This window comes from Ruminococcus sp. RTP21484sp1_RTP21281st1_A8_RTP21281_210402 (genome assembly GCF_040914025.1).
Taxonomy (GTDB): domain Bacteria; phylum Bacillota; class Clostridia; order Lachnospirales; family Lachnospiraceae; genus Blautia_A; species Blautia_A faecis.
On record NZ_JBCPGE010000026.1, the window covers coordinates 38,508 to 57,175 of the forward strand.

An 18,668-nucleotide genomic window follows, 5' to 3' on the forward strand; every position below is an offset into this window, starting at 1 on the left:
GTAACCATCCTCACTTTTTACGGCAGCCTTTACTGGTTGCTCAGATACTGTTCAATACTGCTCATCGCAGCTTCTTCATCTTCACCATTAGCAGAAAGTGTAATCTCCTCACCGGCGTCAAGTCCCAGTGTCATCATACCCATAATACTCTTGGCATTTACTTTCTTCTTGCCTACTTCTACATAAATTTCACTGTTGAACTGACTTGCCACCTGTACCAGCTGTGCAACGGGTCTGGCTTCAAGCCCTGTGGACAGGTGAATGGTGATTGGTTTTTTAATCATAATAACTCCTCCTTGTTTTCCCTCAGGTCATCTGCAAGCAGGCTTAATTTACGAAGCCGGTGATTTACTCCAGACTTTCCAACCTGTGGGTTCAACATCAATCCTAGTTCTTTAAGTGTTGCTTCCGGATACTGCAGCCGCAATCTGGCGATCTCCTCAAGTCCTTCATTCAAACTCTCCAGGCCCACCTTTTCCTCAAGAAGTCTGATATCCTCGATCTGCTTCACTGCTGCATTAACCGTCTTATTTATATTAGCAGTCTCACAGTTTACCTTCCGATTCACAGAATTGCGCATCTCTTTCAGGATACGGATATTTTCCAGATCCATAAGAGCTACATTTGCTTCCATAATAGCAAGCATGTCTACAATCTGTGCGCCTTCCTTCACATAGAGTACATAAGACTTCTTACGCAGAACAATCTTGGCATCTATATGAAAGCTGTGAATAATTTCCTGTAGCTGCCCGCTGATCTCCCGGCTGGGACATACAATTTCGAAATGATATCCCTTCTGCGGATCACTGATCGAACCTGCCGAGAGAAAAGCACCGCGTACAAACGCCCTTTTGCAGCAATCCCTCTGATATACAATAGAATTGGATACAAGTGGCATTCCTCCGCTCACTCCCGAAAATTCCAGCTTGGCAGAATCCAGTATTTCCTTTACCAAAACCTGATCAATAATGGAAATACAATAAAGATTTCCCTTTCTGAAACAGTCAATCCGGGAATTTGATACATCTGTCTCTATATTAAATGTTTTTTGCAATAATGTAAAGCCTTTTCTTGAAAGTGCCTCATTTTCTGTCTGGATACGCAGGGATTTTTTCCCATCAGTTCCAGCCTCCAGGCTGCCGCAGAAAGTAAAGATTGCAGCCAGTTCCGCAATCCTGCAGTGTCTTCCGGAGCCGATATGCCTGGAAAGTTCTTCTTTCACCATCCCTGAAAAAGACATTCATCGATCTCCTCTTTCTATTTTTTCAATAGGCGATCTTTATCCACATCTCTGTGCTCCAATCGAAAACCGTATTCACCATTTCTGGCGATCCGGCTATACAACTCTCTTGCAATGGTAACGGAACGGTGCTTGCCCCCTGTGCAGCCAACTGCAATTACAAGGCTTGTTTTACCCTCCTGTGCATACTTAGGAATCAGGAACTCCACCATATCTTCCAGTTTATTTGCAAAAATCCTTGCGGTCTCATTATCCATCACATAATTAAACACGCTCTCATCCATACCGGTAAGGGGACGTAATTCATCCTCATAATATGGATTCGGAAGAAAACGCACATCGAATACCAGGTCTGCATCTGCCGGAATTCCATACTTAAATCCAAAAGACAGAACCGTGACCATCATATTACAGAATTTTTCATTATTTACAAAAATCTTCTCAATTTCCTGGCGCAGCTCCCTTGTAAGAAGGTGACTGGTATCAATAATATAATCAGCTCTCTTACGAAGAAAATCCATTTTCTGGCGTTCCAGACGGATTCCGTCATCTACCCTGCCGTTACTGGCAAGCGGATGGCTGCGTCTGGTTTCCTTATAACGCTTTACCAGCACGGAATCTTCTGCATCCATAAAAAGAATCTCAAAATCATATCCAGCTTCTTTCATATGATCCAGAACCTGTGCCAGTTCTTCCAGAGAGTGACCGCTTCTGGCATCAATACCAAGAGCCGCATTCTGGACTCCTTCTTCATGTACTTCCAGCATCAGGGAAGCAAATTTCTCCACCAATGGAATAGGAAGATTGTCCACACAAAAATAGTGGGCATCCTCCAGCATTTTCAGCACTGTGGATTTTCCAGCACCGGAAACGCCTGTAACAATTACAAATCGCATAATTTATCTCCTGCCGGGCAGAATGTTTAATGTTCATAACCTAACCTGTAACGCAAATTGAACTCATCTGCCTCTTATGTGTCTTAAGTCCATTCCAAAGGACTCTTTATGGATCTAGAATTCTCCCAGAAACTTCACCTCAGGTTCAAGCTTCACACCAAATTTCTCCAGAACAATTCTTTGAACGTCAGACATCAATGTAGTAACATCTTTCGCTGTGGCATTTCCTGTATTGATCACGAAACCGCAATGTTTCTCGGAAACCTGGGCACCGCCTACCTGATAGCCTCGCAATCCGCTGTCCATGATCAGTTTACCTGCAAAATAGCCCTCTGGCCGTTTGAAAGTGCTTCCTGCACTTGGATAAGAAAGCGGCTGCTTGCTGGTTCGCATCCCTGCCAGCTCCTGCATACGGCTGCGAATCTCCTCCTGATCACCTTTTTCAAGAGAAATGACAGCTTCCAGAACAATATAGCCAGCTTCTTTTATCACACTGGTTCGATAACCCATGTGAAGTTCATCTGCCTGCAAGGTCAGGACTCCGCCCTCTGGAGTAAGAACCGTGACTTCTTTCAGAACATCCTTCATTTCTCCGCCATACGCTCCTGCATTCATCACCACAGCGCCGCCTAAGGTTCCCGGAATTCCCCCTGCAAACTCAAAGCCAGTCAGCGATGCCTCTCTTGCAGCTGCAGCAATTCCAGATAAAAGAGCTCCTGCCTGGGCATGGATCCGGCTGTCTTCAACTCTGATCTGTCCAAAGTTTCTATACAGCTGCACTACCACTCCCTGATAGCCCTTGTCGCTTACAAGAAGATTGCTTCCATTTCCAAGAATAAAATATGGAACATTTTTTTCCTTACAAACTGCTATGATTCTCCTAATCTCGTCAGCATTCTCCGGTACCAGAAAGAAATCTGCCGGACCGCCAATTCGGAATGTAGTATGCCTGCTCATAAGCTCCGCTTCCAGTATCCGGTTATCTTCCAGAATTTCCTGGAACCTCTGTTTTAAATTCACATTCACAGATTTACATCCTCTATCTTTCTATACTCAACTTTTCTATCAAATAATATCTGCGCCAATCCTATTCTTTCCATTGCCGCATCGTTTTATTATACTATTTAACTTCACAAATGTACAGAAAAAACGCATATTTTCTAAGATTCTTTCCATACTAAATGTTGTTATGATAGTTGCAAAACAACAAACTTTTCTCAGCGACAGGTCCGTTTCGTGAAAGGAGAATTCACCCATGCTCCAGCAAGTTTTTCTATCCATAGTTGGCTTCTGCTCTGGAATCATCATCGCAGGCGGTGTAGTTGGCCTGCTTATCGGTCTTTCCATCGTTCCCCGCTATGCCGGTATCACTCATACAGGAAAACATATATTGTTATATGAAGATATTACGCTTCTTGGCATTGTATGTGGCAACCTTTTTTTCCTCTATGGCTGGCACATTCCAGGCGGAACCTTTGCTCTGCTCCTTTATGGACTTTTTTCCGGTATCTTTCTGGGCGGATGGATCATGGCACTTGCTGAGATGGCAGATGTTTTCCCCATCTTTTCCAGAAGGATCAAACTGACCAATGGAATCCGATGGGTCGTGATCGCGGTGGCCTTCGGAAAAGCTTTGGGATCTTTGTATTATTTTTATAAACGGTGTTTTCCCTGAATTGCGTAAAAAAATCGACGCAGCTAATTTTCTATAATAAATAAGAAGGAACGTTTTTACCAGACTTTCCTTTTTTATCCTTCTTTGACACCTTGGCGCTTTCTTCTTTATTTTCTCCGGTGATTATCGGACATTCATCTGACAGGCCACGGTACCATTTCCGATAATCTGCAGGAGAACAGCCCATCTCTTTTCGGAAAGTCTCTGAAAAATAGCTTGCTCCTGCAAAACCATTTTCCACTGCAATATCTCCCATGGAAGCAGTCTTCTCCAGAACTGCATCCATACTGTTCCAGATTCTGCATTTCTGCAAATATTCGAATGGAGTCATCTCCATATGTTTCTTAAAGAAACGGCAAAAATCACCAGTGCTCACCTGGCATGCTTCTGCCATAGCAGAAAGAGTCAGTTTCTCGTTACAATGCTCAGTAAGATATCCTGTCATACGATTCAGTTTCACCCGTTCTCTGATCACTGCATTCTTACATTCCTGACGTGGCTGGGCAAATTTCTTATAAAGGCTTCCCCATGCAGTGAACAGCCAGCTCTTCATATCCAGTTCATAAGCTATATCCCTGCCTTCTGCTGTCTGCGCAGCGGCGAGAAGTGCCTGAAGAAGAATGTCTTCATCTGTATCTTCCTCAGCTGATGGCATAAACCTGCAATAAGCGAATGATTCTGCTTCTGCAACCGGTGAAATATATTTATTCTGAAGGCTCTCATCTCCAGCTGCCAGATACTCTCCAGCCACCTCAATTATATAAAAACTGCTGCTTTCCTTCTCACTTCTGACCAGACGATAGGACTGTCCTGCATTGATAAATAAAGCCTCTCCAGCTTCCAGATCTACTTTCTCCTGATTTATCTGACACTGTATTTCTCCTTCTTCTGCCAATAAAAAAGTAAATGCATTCCCACTGATGCATGGCATATGTCCAAATTCCGGCTGAAGCAGTCCCAGCTTATAGATTCTGATCTTATTCTCAGTTTCCTCTGTAAGGAGCTTTACTCCCTTCCCCATAAAATATTTTCCCATAAGTTACCTCTCTTCTTTGGTTTATAATATAAAGCTACTGCTATTCTGTTTACAAGCAATAGCAGCATCTTCCGTAATAACTATAACAATACTATCATAATAGTATAAATTCAGCTAAAAAGAAAGTATATTTTACATATTTTTTCACATAATAATAGAACCCAAAAGGTTACTGTACTCTAAACAAGCAGTTCCATTCATCATGGCTACAGGAGGCATTTATGAACAATTCCATACCAAAAGAAAAGCAGAAACAATACGCCGATTATGTAAAACAGATCACCCCCACCCACAGTCTTCCCATGAACATGGCAAAGGCTTTTCTCACAGGCGGTGCAATCTGTGTCGTTGGGCAGATTATAACAAATTTCGCAAAATCCAGAGGATTAGACCAGGATATGGCCGGTACCTGGTGTTCTGTCACCCTGGTTTTCATCAGTGTTATTCTTACCGGATTTAATGTTTATCCAAAGATTGGAAAATTTGGCGGAGCGGGAAGTCTGGTTCCAATCACTGGTTTTGCTAATTCCGTAGCTGCCCCTGCCATTGAATATAAAACGGAGGGTCAGGTCTTTGGAATCGGCTGCAAGATTTTCACCATTGCAGGTCCTGTGATTCTTTACGGAATCATGAGTTCCTGGGTTGCCGGAGTGATCTACTATCTTCTGAAAATAATGGAGGTGATTTCATGAATTCACAGACACCAGCCAGACTTACCGGTTCTGCCAGTATGAGCTTTCAGAATCCGGTTTACGTTGTAAGCTGTGCTTCTGTAGTTGGAAAAAAGGAAGGGGAAGGACCTCTTGGAAGCAAATTCGATCTGGTCTGCGAAGAGCCTATGTTTGGAGAGGATACCTGGGAAGCTGCGGAAAGCACCATGCAAAAAGAAGCAGCCGCATTGGCTCTTGGAAAAGCCGGGCTTACTCCCGGGGATATCCGCATGACCTTCGCAGGTGATCTTCTGGCTCAGACTACCGCCTCTTCCTTTGGAATTGCCGGAATGGGAATCCCATTTTATGGACTTTTCGGTGCATGCTCCACCATAGGGGAATCCCTCTCTCTTGGCGCCATGTCTGCCGCAGCCGGATACGGAGAACATATTCTCTGTGCCACTTCCAGCCATTTTGCCAGTGCAGAAAAAGAATTCCGCTTTCCTCTGGCTTACGGAAACCAGCGTCCTCTCTCAGCCACATGGACTGTTACCGGGAGCGGTGCCTGTGTTCTCTCCGGAACTTTGCCTGTTCCGGAAATCCCGGAAAAGACTGAGTCGCTTATTTCAGAAGAAGGATGTGTCCAAATAACAGGACTTACCACTGGAAGGCTGATTGACTTTGGACTTAAGGATTCTCTGAACATGGGTGGATGCATGGCACCTGCCGCCTGCGATACCATTTACCGGAATTTTTGTGACTTTGGCCGAGCACCTGATGATTACGATGCAATCTTCACCGGAGACCTGGGAGCTGTTGGAAAACGGATCCTACTGGATCTGTTAAATGAAAAAGGATATGATATAGAGTCCATTTATCAGGACTGTGGGCTTTTAATCTTTGATGGTGAAACACAGGATACTCATTCTGGTGGAAGTGGTTGTGGGTGCAGTGCATCTGTGCTGGCTGCCTATATTCTGCCGGAACTGGCAAAAGGAACCTGGAAAAGGGTGCTCTTTGTTCCTACAGGAGCATTGCTTTCCAAAACAAGTTTTAATGAGGGAGATTCCATTCCGGGGATTGCACATGCGGTAGTGTTAGAGCATGTTTCAAAAAAAGATCAAAAGCAGTAAACTAAATAATTGTGCGTACTTCCTGTATAATTGCAATCCTATAAACCGTACTGTATTAATTATAATCTGTCTCTACCAACTATCTTTGTCTGTATCTATGAGGAGATGATTCCATGGACTATTTTAATGCATTCTGGGTAGGTGGCCTGATCTGCGCCCTTGTCCAGATTTTACTTGATAAAACCAAACTTATGCCCGGACGTGTCATGGTTCTTCTGGTATGCACCGGCTCTATTCTTGGCGCCATAGGCATTTATCAGCCTCTGATTGATTTCGCCGGTGCCGGTGCTGCTGTGCCACTACTTGGTTTCGGGAATACACTATGGAAAGGTCTGAAAGAAGCCATCGACACAGATGGTGTCATCGGGCTTTTCACAGGAGGCTTCACCGCCTGCGCAGCTGGTGTCTCTGCAGCCCTGATTTTTTCTTATCTGGCAAGCTGGTTTTTTAAACCGAAAATGAAAGAATAACAACGTACTTTATCCTTGCCTGTAACCAACATTTTTTGCAATGGGAGTGAATTTCATGAGTGACACACTATACATCCAAACCAAAGAAAACGTGGAGGTTCATCACCCCCATGTCTATCTCCAGGACATTGCTAAGCTATCCTGCACCAATTCCAAAATTTTAAATCACCTGCGGGTTCTCCCGGTAGCAAACCTGGATCCGGACAAGACAGGCAGGTATGTGATTTCTGTTATGGATCTTATAAATGATATCCAGCTCAAAGAGCCTGATCTTGCTATTACGCATATTGGCGAACCAAACTTCATCATCACCTATCAGAAGGAAGGAACTGTCAATATTGTTATAAGATGGTGCAAAGTCATATTTGTCTGCCTCGCCACCTTTTTCGGTGCAGGCTTTTCCATTATGACCTTTAACAATGACGTAGACATCCCCGCTCTATTTGAGCAGATCTACACCCAGGTCACCGGACAGCCCACAACCGGCAATACTGTCTTGGAAATCTCCTACTCTCTCGGTATCGGTCTTGGTGTCCTGTTCTTCTTCAACCACTTCGGTAGAATAAAGCTCACCGACGATCCCACACCTATGCAGGTGCAGATGCGTCTGTATGAAGATGACATAAATACCACGATCATTGAAGATATTTCACGAAATAAAGAATGACCGCTCACAGTAAGTTACTGTTCACTCCGTGACCAGTAACACGCTTCGCGATGCACAGAAATCATGCATTCGCATGATTTCGCGCCGCAATTTGCACCAAGCCGTTGCTATTTTTATAAAAAAATGATACTATATCTTTATGTGAATGCTCTCTGTGAACACTTTTCCACAGGGAGCTTATTTTACCAGAAGAGGAGACACATCATGAACAATTACAGAATGGGAACAAAATGTGTTCAGGCCGGATATAAACCGGGAAATGGTGAACCAAGACAGATTCCGATCATTCAGTCAACAACATTCAAATACGACACCAGCGAGGATATGGGAAAGCTTTTCGACCTTGAGGCTGAAGGCTATTTTTACTCCCGTCTTCAGAATCCCACCTGCGACCATGTAGCAGCCAAGCTTGCAGCAATGGAGGGTGGAACCGCAGCTATGCTTACTTCTTCCGGACAGGCAGCTAATTTCATGGCACTATTCAATATCTGTGAGTGTGGAGACCATATTGTAGCTTCTTCCTCCATTTACGGCGGAACCTTCAACCTGATCTCTGTTACCATGGCCAAAATGGGAATCACCGCAACCTTCGTTTCCCCTGATGCTACAGAAGAAGAATTAAACGCAGCTTTCAAGCCAAATACCAAGGTTATGTTCGGCGAAACCATTGCGAATCCGGCACTTACCGTCCTGGATATTGAACTTTTTGCAAAAGTTGCTCACGAACATGGGGTTCCCCTTGTAGTAGATAATACCTTTCCTACACCAGTGAACTGCCGCCCCATCGAATGGGGTGCTGACATTGTTACTCACTCCACCACCAAATACATGGATGGACATGGTGCAGCATTAGGCGGTGCTATAATTGATGGCGGTCACTTTGACTGGATGGCGCACAAAGACCGATATCCGGGACTTTGCACCCCAGATGAAAGCTATCACGGAATTACATATGCTGAGAAATTTGGAAAAGAAGGCGCATTCATCACGAAATGTACCGCTCAGCTTATGCGTGATTTCGGTTCCATGCAGTCCCCGAACAGTGCTTTCATCCTGAATCTTGGACTGGAGTCCTTGCATGTACGCATGCCGAAGCATGTTGAGAATGGACAGGCTGTAGCAGAATTTCTGGAAAGCCATCCGAAGGTAGCTTACGTAAATTACCCTGGACTTCCATCTAATAAATACTATGACAGAGCGAAGAAATATCTGCCAAACGGCGGCTGCGGTGTTGTCTCCTTCGGTCTGAAGGGCGGCCGTGAAGCAGCTTCCACCTTTATGCAGAACTTAAAGCTTGGCGCAATTGAGACTCACGTAGCAGATGCAAGAACCTGCTGCCTGAACCCTGCCACCTCCACCCACAGACAGATGACAGACGAGCAGCTCATTGAAGCTGGCGTACCGGCAGAGCTGATCCGTATCAGTCTTGGTCTTGAGGATAAAGAGGATCTGATCGCGGATATTTCCAATGCGCTGGATGCAATTAAATAATTGCATGCTTTCCACAATAACGGATTGAAATTATAGAGTTTTACACTTTTTATAACTATTCCTACACATAAATCCCCATAACAGACCTTAAATTTGATCTGTTACGGGGATTTTTCTTTTCCTCACTAAAGCATATACCACGTCAATTATTTTCGATGGAGAACTGCCATGTTTTTTTTCCATATTATTGAACTTCGAATAAGCAATAACTTCTCCATCTCCATTTTTACATTTTTACATTTTTACAAATGCTATACCAGAATTTTTTATTGTAATTCCAGGACAGGTATGATACAATTTATCCGGTTAACGGAATGCAGTGCCAGGGGGAGCGCCCTTGTGCTGCGGTCAGAATTTGTGATGACGAAAACCAGATTGCGAGGGAGCCCGTAGGTCCGGGTTGAGAGGATCCCGTCAGGATCGACCGAAACCTGTTCACCTGTTTTTTTGCAGGTGGATTGTCAGCATCTGCTCGAAAGTCATTTTCGATACATGCTGGGAGGCATGTATTTTTATTTATATGAATAATGAGCCCTTCTCACCATGGCATATTTGAGAATCCATTGCTGTAATCTCTATTCCCAGCTTTGCAGAAAATTTTTTCAAACATTCTATAGTAAGAAATTGGGCAATTTTCTCGTTATAACCGACTTCCAGCAGAAATAAAGTTACTGCTCGTTTTATTCGCAGCGATTCGCTTTGCGTCATATTTCAAATGCGCAGTAACACATTATATGATCAAACAAAAGCATGGAGGTATTTCACTATGAAGAAACACATTGTATCCGCACTTTCCATGGCATTATGCCTGGGACTTACCGCAGGGAGCGCTGTCACTGTTTTTGCAGAGGACACTAAGACGATTGATTCTCTGAAGATTGCATTTTCCCCATACGCGGATTCCGACACTATCACCACTGCTACCGAGCCGCTGGAAGATTTACTGAAGGAAACATTGCTCACCAAGGGGTATGACGTGGAGAACGTGGACATGACAGTAGGTACAAGCTACACCGCTGTTGGCCAGGCTTTAAGTGCTGGAAGCGCAGATATCGGATTTATTTCAGGCGGAAATTACGTACTTTTCTCTGATGACTGTGACGTTCTTCTTACCGCCCTTCGCTATGGAATCAACAAAGATTCTGATGATCCGAAAGATTGGAATGATGGTACAATCGAAGAAAACACCGATGAGATGTCTACCTATTACCGTTCTATTATTCTGGCAGGTCCAAGCGAAAAGGGACAGGCTTTACTGGAAAAGGTAAATAACGGCGAAGAGCTTACCTGGGATGATCTGAACGATGCTACCTGGGCTGTTATGGGACCAACTTCAGCTTCCGGTTATATTTATCCAAGCTTATGGCTGAACGAAAAATATGGAAAGGGAATCAGTGATCTGGCAAATGCGGTAGAATCTGATTCTTATACAACCTCTCTTGCACGTCTGGCTTCCGGACAGGCTGATGTGATGGTTTCTTATGGCCACATCCGTACCAAATACGCACCGGAATGGAAAGAGACCTTCGGAGGTACAGATGATATGGTAAATCAGACTGGTGTAATCGGAGTTACAGATAAGATTTACAATGATATGATTGCCTACAGCAAAACTTCTGAAGTTATGCAGGATGAAGATTTCCGCCAGGCGCTGGGAGATTCCTTTATTGAGATTGCGAATACGGACGAGGGAAAAGATATTATCAGCGTGTTCAGCCAGGTTGGATATGAATGGGGCGATGACTCCAATTACGATGGCGAGCGCGAGGCGCAGGAGCTGCTGAAGTCTATGGAATAGACTTCAACTTTTCTGAATAGTTACAAAATATTTTAAACTGCCGGGGCAGATTATTTGCCTCGGCAGTAGTTTTAAACGAGGTCAATTTTATCTATGAATTTACAGATTCAGCATATCGCAAAAAAATTTCATAATGGCACAAAAGCCCTGATAGATGTGGATTTCCGCGTCTCGCAGGGAGAGTTTGTCTCGGTGATCGGGCCTTCGGGGGCGGGGAAGACAACGCTCTTTCGCATTCTCAATGGAATGATGGAGTGCACTGGCGGACAGGTGCTTCTGGATGATAAGCGCTTTGATTCTCTAAAAGGAAGGAAAAAACGTGAACTGCAAAAATCCATCGCAACTATTTATCAGGACTTTTGTCTGGTGGAGAATTCTACCTGTCTGAAGAATGTGCTGACTGCCGGACTTCCGGATATGGGATTTTTCCAAGGCGTGTTTGGACTTTATGGAAAAACACGTAAAGAAGAAGCTCTGAAACTGCTGGATCGGGTTGGACTTCTGGAAAAGGCAGAGGAACCGATTAAGAATCTGTCTGGCGGACAAAAGCAAAGGGTGGCAATTGCAAGAGCACTTATGCGGCACCCGGCGATCCTGCTGGCAGATGAACCGGTGGCGTCTCTTGATCCAGTTACCGGGAGACAGATTCTAGGGTTGCTGAAGAGTATTCATGAGACGGATGGTGTCACCATTTTAATGAACAGCCATAATCTGGAATTCTCCCAGGAGTTCTCCGACCGACTTATTGGTCTGAAAGATGGCAAGGTTGTATTTGACGGTAAGACTGCTGATCTGACTGATTCTATCACTACACAAATTTATAACAAAAATGATACTCAGATAGAGAATAAGCGAGGTGTCGCTTATGAATGATAACAAAATAAGCAAAAATTCCATTGTGGCAAAATTTGCTGTTCCAATTTCTTTTCTGATTTTGTTTTTCCTTGCAGCAAATTTCACAGACTGTGACCTTGTAACTTTCTGGAAACGAAGGAACCACCTCACCGACTTGGTCGTGGATATGATCCCGCCAGATTTTTCCTATATTCAGAAGATCCTGCTGCCACTTTTTTACACCATTCAGATGTCTGTTACCGGAACGGTACTTGGCATCTTTTTTGCCCTTGTACTCTCGCCTTTTGGCGCTGCAAACTTAGGATTTCCAGCTGTAATACGACGGATACTTAGAATTGTAATCCAGATTCTCCGTTCTTTTCCAGCCTTGATTCTGGCGCTTACTGCTACCTTTCTTTTCGGGCTTGGAACCTTTGCAGGTACTTTTGCCATTACCTTGTACACCTTTGCCATTATGACAAAACTTACCTACGAGGATGCAAGTGCCGCCGATGTAAAAGCTTACCAGGCACTTCGGGCTATGGGTGTTTCAAAGTATGTGGCTTATATCCATGGAATTTTACCAGAGATCATTCCTGGCTTTCTCACCAATGCACTTTACCTGTTGGAAACTAATGTACGGCACAGCTCCATTTTAGGATATGTGGGAGCTGGCGGTATCGGACTGCTTCTCAATGAGAAGATTTCCTGGTTGGAGTATGACAAAGTGGGGACCATTCTGCTGATGCTGTTTCTAACAGTGTGTGTGATTGAATATTTCAGTCGGTATCTGGCCGCCTTGATACGAAAAGAGCGCACAATAAAAAAAGAGCAGGCCAGACTGCTGCTTCTGTTTCTGGCTGCCCTGTTTCTGATCTGCACGTTTACCCTTTCCCTGCCGGATTTTTCCAGAACCAGTCCACAGACTTTGCGAAATATGTTTGCTGGCTTTCTGCAGCCAGACTGGAGCTTCTTTTTCTCGGCTGAAAAAGATGGGCTTGGGTATCTTTTACTGGAAACAGTGTGCATTGCTTTTATTGGAACGGTAATCGGAGCCATTGTATCTGCACCGCTGGCTTTTCTAAATACCAAACGTTTCGTACCTGCTCCTGTGTCCTTTCTTTTTAACCTGGTGATCATGGTAATCCGTTCGGTGCCTTTTCTGGTGTATGGACTGATTTTCATCCGGGTATCCGGGCCAGGAGCTTTCACAGGAGTGCTGACATTGGCCGTATGCAGTATCGGACTTCTCACCAAAAGATTTACAGAAGCACTAGATGCCCTGGACCCTCGTCCCTATCATGCGCTGCTGGCCATGGGGGTCCGTCCTCTTCCCGCCATCTGCCACAGTGTCCTGCCGCAGCTGAAGCCTGTTTTCACCTCTATCATCCTCTACCGGTTTGATGTAAACATCCGTGAAGCTTCCGTTCTCGGTCTGGTAGGCGCAGGCGGAATCGGAGCGCCCCTTATTTTTTCCATGAATCAATATGCCTGGGAAAAAGCTGGTGCAATCATGCTGGGATTGATTCTGTTGGTGTGGTTTATCGATATGGTATCTGAAAAAATCGGAGCTGGAAATTGATGGCCAGCTCCGATTTTCTGTCTTCTGGATCCTGTTTAAAAAATCTTTTAAACCTCGTCGTGAAATTTCCAAAGACTTTCAAGGGATCTTTTCATTCTGTTATTTTTCTAATTTTCTATAATTCTCAGCCTTATCGTACTCCTTATGCACGCCATCATCCTCGTACAAAGTATAACTGCTGCCTTCATATCCCAGCATAGTGAGTTTGGAAGTATCAATATCCTTCACACACTCCGCAGCCTCTGCAACCGGAATACACTTACCACTACGGATAAACAGAGGCACTTCATTTAAGGCAACCTCCACATAATGAACGCCCTTTTCCAGAATCTCCTCAGAAATACTTCCGTCTGTCAGAAATTTCACAAACTTCATTTCTTCCGGAAGGTAAACATAACGCCCTCTTGCGTTCTGCTCGTAAACCGGTGCGATCATAATCTCATTTCCAAGGATCAGCTGGTCTTCCACCCGGATTGCCATCTTATCATCCGGATAAACAAAGCCAAGTGGTTTGAAATACATATCATCGTTTAAAACGGCCTTCATGTATTCGCTGTACAGATACGGAACAAGGCGGTATCTCGTATTTACCACATTTCGGAAATCCTCAACATTCTCAAACTGATAGCACTCTTGCTCTCTTGTTCCGATTGCGGAATGGTTACGCATAAGCGGAGTAAATACCCCAAGTGCCATATGGCGAAGCACCAGGTCTCTTGTTGCATCCGCACCAAATCCGCCAAGATCTGCTCCTGTGTAAAGGAATCCGCACATATTCAAAGACGGCAGCATTTTCAGGTTCAGAAGAATGTGTGACCACCAGGATTTATTGTCTCCCATCCAGATTCCGCCGTAACGGTGCATTCCAATATAGGAGGAACGGGAAAACATCAGGAAACGCTTCTCCGGATCAATGCGGTCGAATGCTTCGCCTGCTGCTCTTGTCATATTGTAGCCAAACAGGTTATGTACCTTGTCGTGACGGATCTTTTTGCCATCCACATTATGATAAAATCTGCGGTAATCTTCTGGGTTGTTTGCGAGTCCGTTTAGCTCGCCCTGCATTTTCCAAATGTGGATCTTACCTTCTTTATCCTGGGAAAACTCTCCGGCAAGTTTCTTCGCCTCTTCCATTCCCTCTGAGGAATAGAAAATAGCAGGCTCATTCATATCGTTCCAGAAGCCTTCAATCCCCTGGCTAATAAGGAAGCTGTATTTGTCTCCAAACCACTTTCTGGCATCCTTGTTCAGAAAATCCGGGAAATGAGTATCCCCCGGCCATACGGCTGCCACGAAATCACTTCCATCCTCCCGCTGGCAGAAGTATCTTTTTTCCACACCTTCCTCGTAAACCTCATAGCCGCTTTCCACTTTTACACCAGCATCAATAATAGGGATCAGGCGTAGATCCTGGTCTTTCATCTCTTTTACAAAATCCGGGAAATCAGGGAAATTCTCCGGATTCAAAGTAAAATCCTTATAGGAATCCATATAATCGATGTCCATGTAGATCATATCCAAAGGGATGTGATTCTCACGATAGCCGGCTGCCACCTTGCGAAAATCCTCCTTGGTGGTATATCCCCATCTGCTCTGTCCGAAACCAAATGCAAATTTCGGGGGAATATAGCTGCGTCCGATCACATGGCGAAACTGCTTTACAATATCATAGGCAGATTCACCTTCAATCACATACACATTCAGATCTGCATCTGCGCATGTCACTTTCAGGGTGTCCATTCTGGTATATCCAATATCAAAGGTCAGTTCAGAAGGGTAGTCGAAAAACAGTCCAAATGTTGTCTTTCCGCTTACAATGATAAAGTTGTGGGCACCATACAAAGAACGCTTGTCTTCCGTATGGTTTGGATCATCGGTACAATTGCTGATATAGCAGTATCCTCTTTTATTGATGCCGCGGTTGGCTTCCCCAAGTCCATAAACAATATCATCCTCATCCATCACATATGTAAAATCAAAGCCCTTTTCCAGGCTGATTTTTCCATAAGGAAAAGCGCCATTCGCTGTTTCAATCTTCTCTGTTACTGCCTCCGTATCAAAAGGAGCTCCGTATCTGTATTTTCTGATCATAACAATCTTCCTCGTCTTTCAAAAAAGAGGCAAAAAATTTTGCCCCTTTAAGTCTGGTTATGCTGCTGTCCGTTTCTCGTCCAGTAACCTGTTTATTTATATAACACAAATGCCTCATAAGGTTTCAGCACGATTTTACCCTTAAATACTTTTCGGTCAAGGTTTGTAATCAGGCACTGGGAACCTTCAAATTCTGCAGGAACTTCAAATTCTGCCGACTGCTGGCTGAAATTGCAGACTGTAAGAAGTCTTTCCTCATCCAGCTTTCTCATATATGCGAAAATCTGATCATCCTCACGGCAAAGCGGTTCAAACTCACCGTACACAATAATATCTTTCTCCTTGCGAAGAGCGATCAGTTTCTGATAATAATGGAAAATGGAATCCGGATCATCCAACTGACTGGCTGCATTGATTTCTTTACAGTTCGGATTTATTTTAATCCACGGCTCTCCATCTGTAAAACCTGCTTTTTCTGAACCGTCCCACTGCATAGGTGTTCTTGCATTGTCACGGCTTCTGAGCATCAGACATTTCATCATGTAATCCGGCTCCATCAGCCCTGCATCTGTCAGCTCTGTATAATACTGAATGCTCTCAATGTCCTTATAATCTTCCAGCTTATGGAAATATGCGTTTGTCATGCCAAGCTCTTCCCCCTGGTATACATAAGGAGTTCCCTGCATCATATGAAGACAGGTTGCCAGCATTTTTGCAGAAGTTTCTCTGTATGCCGGATTGTCATTTCCAAATCTGGAAACGCTTCTTGGCTGATCATGATTTCCCAGGAAAAGACTGTTCCATGCTTTTCCCTGAAGTTCTTCCTGCCATTTGATCATCGTCTTTTTGAAAGCCTTAAAGTCATATCTGTCAGTGGTCCATTTACCAAACTCCGCATGCGGGGAAGCATCTTCAACATGTTCAAACTGGAACACCATATTCAGCTCGCCACTTTCTTCCCCGGCATATTTCTGTGCCTCTTCAATGGTAACACCAGAAGTTTCCCCAACTGTCATGATATCATATTTAGACAATACCTCACGATTCATTTCCTGTAAAAATTCATGGACCCGCGGACCGTGAACGCAGTATGGACCGAAATCTCCATACAGGCCGCTTTTCACTTCTCCATCCGGGAAAGCCTGATCCTTGGAAATCATACTGATCACATCCATACGGAAACCGTCGATTCCCTTGTCACACCAGAATTTCATCATATCGTAAACTTCCTGGCGCACTTTCTCATTTTCCCAGTTCAGATCCGGCTGTTTTTTGGAAAACAGGTGCAGGTAATACATCTGTGTCTCATTGTCGTATTCCCATGCAGAACCGCCGAATACACCGCCCCAGTTATTTGGCTCCTTTCCGTTTACCGGATTTTTCCAAATGTAATAGTCACGGTACGGATTATCCTTGGACTTTTTGCTCTCCAGAAACCACTGATGTTCGTCTGAAGTATGATTTACAACCAGATCCATCAGCACCTTGATTCCACGTTCATGCGCCTGAAAAAGCAGTTCCTCGTAATCCTGCATGGTTCCGTAATCTTTGTAAATTCTGCGATAATCTGAAATATCATAGCCATTGTCATCCTGTGGGGACTCCAGCATAGGTGAGATCCACAGAACATTTACCCCAAGTTCCTTCAGATAATCAAGTTTCTCTATAATTCCTCTGATATCACCAATTCCATCCCCATTGCTGTCATTGAAGCTTTTTGGATAGATTTGGTATACAATACTTTCTTTCCACCAGTTCTTCTTCATTTCCTGGCTGTCCTCCTGATATTCTATATTTATTTTCCCACAGAATATTCTTCCCCGGTACATGACCGCAGTGAAATATTCCCATGGCGCGTATTTGTTTTCTCTATTTTACTGCACCGGCTACTACACCATTCATGATCCATTTCTGACAGAAAATATACACGATCAGCACTGGAAGCAGAACAAGCAGATAAGAAGCAAATGCCAGATTATAATCAACAGAAAACTGTTTTTTAAATACATACTGGGCAAGCTGCAGTGTCTGTTGGCTTTCATCACTTAACAGTACCAATGGCATGGTAAAGTCATTCCAGGTCCACATGAAGGAAAGAATTGCTACTGTAGCTGTGGTAGGCTTCAGAACCGGGAAAATGATCCTGGAAAAAATCTGAATCGGATTTGCCCCGTCAATCATGGCTGCTTCGTCAAGTGCCTCCGGGATTGCCTTTACTGCCCCTGTATAAAGGAACGTATTCATAGGAAGACCGAAAATAATGTACAGGAATGTAATTCCGAAAATATTATCCAGGTGAAAAGCATTTGCCTGCACAACCAGCGGAAGCATGATTACCTGGAACGGTATAAACATGGCACTGATAAAGTAATAATACATGAGGGAAAAGAATTTGCTCTTTTTACGGTTTCTTGTGATGGCATAAGCGGCAAAAGAGTTTGTGATCAGTGTAAAAATCAGATTCACCACTGTGATAAATGCTGTATTAAGAAACTTTCTTGGAAAATTTGTCATTACCCAGGCATCTGCAAAGTTCTGAAGTCTGATTTTTCTTGGCAGTGCCAGAATGTTGTTCATATCTGTTGGATCCTTGATGGCAATCATCAGTGCCATATAAAGAGGCAGCAGGATGACAAGTACGATTCCAATGATCAGAAGGATCGTAACAGGCCAGTTGTAACGCTCTTTTACTTTCACTGTATTCTGTTTCATCCTAATTTTTCCTCCCTCTTCTCAAGTACACGCAGCTGGAATACGGAAATCAGTACTACTACAACAAAAAGCATAACCGCATTGGCTGACTGATAAGCGAACTGTCCGCCTCCGAAGCCCTTTTTGTAGATCAATACTGCAATAGATGTTGTGCTGGTTCCAGGACCGCCATCTGTCATAGCCATGATCTGATCGTAAACCATCAGATAACCCTTTGCGGAAAGTACCATATTGATGGTAAAAGATGGTGCCAGCAGAGGGAACGTGATTTTGCTGAATCTTTTTAAGCCGGTCGCTCCATCCAGGTCAGCAGCCTCATATACATCTGTGTCAATGGACTGAAGTCCTGCAATGTAGATCAAGGTGTTAAAAGCGCATCCGATCCATAAGGAT

General features: G+C 44.0%; 18 protein-coding genes. 9 read left to right on the forward strand and 9 right to left on the reverse strand.

Annotated features, from left to right (window positions below):
* Nucleotides 1-29: 29 nt before the first annotated feature.
* The 4 genes from AB5170_RS13225 to murB form a co-directional block, all read right to left on the reverse strand.
* Nucleotides 30-284, reverse strand: a complete 255-nt coding sequence (locus AB5170_RS13225) for an HPr family phosphocarrier protein (RefSeq protein WP_118581220.1) — start codon at nucleotides 282-284, stop codon at nucleotides 30-32.
* Nucleotides 281-1,240, reverse strand: a complete 960-nt coding sequence (gene whiA, locus AB5170_RS13230) for a DNA-binding protein WhiA (protein WP_148461643.1) — start codon at nucleotides 1,238-1,240, stop codon at nucleotides 281-283. Before whiA ends, AB5170_RS13225 begins: the two co-directional genes overlap by 4 nt.
* A 17-nt stretch (nucleotides 1,241-1,257) precedes the next feature.
* A complete protein-coding gene (gene rapZ, locus AB5170_RS13235; RefSeq protein ID WP_118581226.1) occupies nucleotides 1,258-2,136 on the reverse strand; it encodes an RNase adapter RapZ in 879 nt (292 codons plus the stop codon).
* A 114-nt stretch (nucleotides 2,137-2,250) separates the two neighbouring features.
* Nucleotides 2,251-3,162 carry a UDP-N-acetylmuramate dehydrogenase gene (gene murB / locus AB5170_RS13240; protein WP_148461644.1) on the reverse strand — a complete coding sequence of 304 codons (912 nt, stop codon included), beginning with the start codon at nucleotides 3,160-3,162 and terminating at the stop codon, nucleotides 2,251-2,253.
* 229 nt (nucleotides 3,163-3,391) lie between these two features.
* Here murB and AB5170_RS13245 point away from each other — a divergent pair, with 229 nt between their 5' ends.
* Entirely contained in the window at nucleotides 3,392-3,811 is a 420-nt protein-coding gene (locus AB5170_RS13245) for a stage V sporulation protein AB (RefSeq protein ID WP_148461645.1), read from the forward strand.
* Nucleotides 3,812-3,842: 31 nt separating this feature from the next.
* Here the strand turns inward: AB5170_RS13245 and AB5170_RS13250 are convergent, their stop codons facing one another.
* The gene (locus tag AB5170_RS13250; RefSeq protein WP_173771788.1) at nucleotides 3,843-4,847 is read right to left on the reverse strand and encodes an AraC family transcriptional regulator; all 1,005 of its coding nucleotides are present in this window, start codon (nucleotides 4,845-4,847) and stop codon (nucleotides 3,843-3,845) included.
* A 221-nt stretch (nucleotides 4,848-5,068) separates the two neighbouring features.
* Between AB5170_RS13250 and AB5170_RS13255 the strand changes: the two genes are divergently transcribed.
* From AB5170_RS13255 to phnE, 8 genes are all read left to right on the forward strand, one after another.
* A complete protein-coding gene (locus tag AB5170_RS13255; RefSeq protein WP_173771790.1) occupies nucleotides 5,069-5,539 on the forward strand; it encodes a SpoVA/SpoVAEb family sporulation membrane protein in 471 nt (156 codons plus the stop codon).
* Complete coding sequence (locus tag AB5170_RS13260; protein WP_148461648.1) at nucleotides 5,536-6,630, forward strand: stage V sporulation protein AD; 1,095 nt, start codon at nucleotides 5,536-5,538, stop codon at nucleotides 6,628-6,630. The genes AB5170_RS13255 and AB5170_RS13260 overlap by 4 nt, the downstream gene beginning before the upstream one ends.
* Nucleotides 6,631-6,743: 113 nt before the next feature.
* Nucleotides 6,744-7,100 carry a SpoVA/SpoVAEb family sporulation membrane protein gene (locus AB5170_RS13265; protein ID WP_118581240.1) on the forward strand — a complete coding sequence of 119 codons (357 nt, stop codon included), beginning with the start codon at nucleotides 6,744-6,746 and terminating at the stop codon, nucleotides 7,098-7,100.
* Nucleotides 7,101-7,155: 55 nt separating this feature from the next.
* Nucleotides 7,156-7,767 carry a stage V sporulation protein AA gene (locus AB5170_RS13270; protein WP_148461649.1) on the forward strand — a complete coding sequence of 204 codons (612 nt, stop codon included), beginning with the start codon at nucleotides 7,156-7,158 and terminating at the stop codon, nucleotides 7,765-7,767.
* A gap of 204 nt (nucleotides 7,768-7,971) precedes the next feature.
* On the forward strand, nucleotides 7,972-9,258 hold the full coding sequence (locus tag AB5170_RS13275; protein WP_173771792.1) for an O-acetylhomoserine aminocarboxypropyltransferase/cysteine synthase family protein: 1,287 nt from the start codon (nucleotides 7,972-7,974) through the stop codon (nucleotides 9,256-9,258).
* Between the two features lie 766 nt (nucleotides 9,259-10,024).
* Nucleotides 10,025-11,056, forward strand: a complete 1,032-nt coding sequence (locus AB5170_RS13280; RefSeq protein ID WP_118581249.1) for a phosphate/phosphite/phosphonate ABC transporter substrate-binding protein — start codon at nucleotides 10,025-10,027, stop codon at nucleotides 11,054-11,056.
* 93 nt (nucleotides 11,057-11,149) lie between these two features.
* Complete coding sequence (gene phnC / locus AB5170_RS13285; protein WP_173771794.1) at nucleotides 11,150-11,929, forward strand: phosphonate ABC transporter ATP-binding protein; 780 nt, start codon at nucleotides 11,150-11,152, stop codon at nucleotides 11,927-11,929.
* Entirely contained in the window at nucleotides 11,922-13,472 is a 1,551-nt protein-coding gene (gene phnE, locus AB5170_RS13290) for a phosphonate ABC transporter, permease protein PhnE (protein ID WP_173771796.1), read from the forward strand. The genes phnC and phnE overlap by 8 nt, the downstream gene beginning before the upstream one ends.
* Before the next feature lie 99 nt (nucleotides 13,473-13,571).
* On the opposite strand, the gene AB5170_RS13295 is transcribed toward phnE, so the two are convergent.
* The 4 genes from AB5170_RS13295 to AB5170_RS13310 all read right to left on the reverse strand — a co-directional run.
* Complete coding sequence (locus AB5170_RS13295; protein ID WP_173771798.1) at nucleotides 13,572-15,563, reverse strand: TIM-barrel domain-containing protein; 1,992 nt, start codon at nucleotides 15,561-15,563, stop codon at nucleotides 13,572-13,574.
* Nucleotides 15,564-15,655: 92 nt separating this feature from the next.
* On the reverse strand, nucleotides 15,656-17,329 hold the full coding sequence (locus AB5170_RS13300) for an alpha-glucosidase (protein WP_173771800.1): 1,674 nt from the start codon (nucleotides 17,327-17,329) through the stop codon (nucleotides 15,656-15,658).
* Between the two features lie 103 nt (nucleotides 17,330-17,432).
* A complete protein-coding gene (locus AB5170_RS13305; protein ID WP_173769318.1) occupies nucleotides 17,433-18,275 on the reverse strand; it encodes a carbohydrate ABC transporter permease in 843 nt (280 codons plus the stop codon).
* A partial coding sequence (locus AB5170_RS13310; protein WP_368365072.1) for a carbohydrate ABC transporter permease occupies nucleotides 18,272-18,668 on the reverse strand: 397 nt, incomplete at its 5' end. The genes AB5170_RS13305 and AB5170_RS13310, both read right to left, overlap by 4 nt.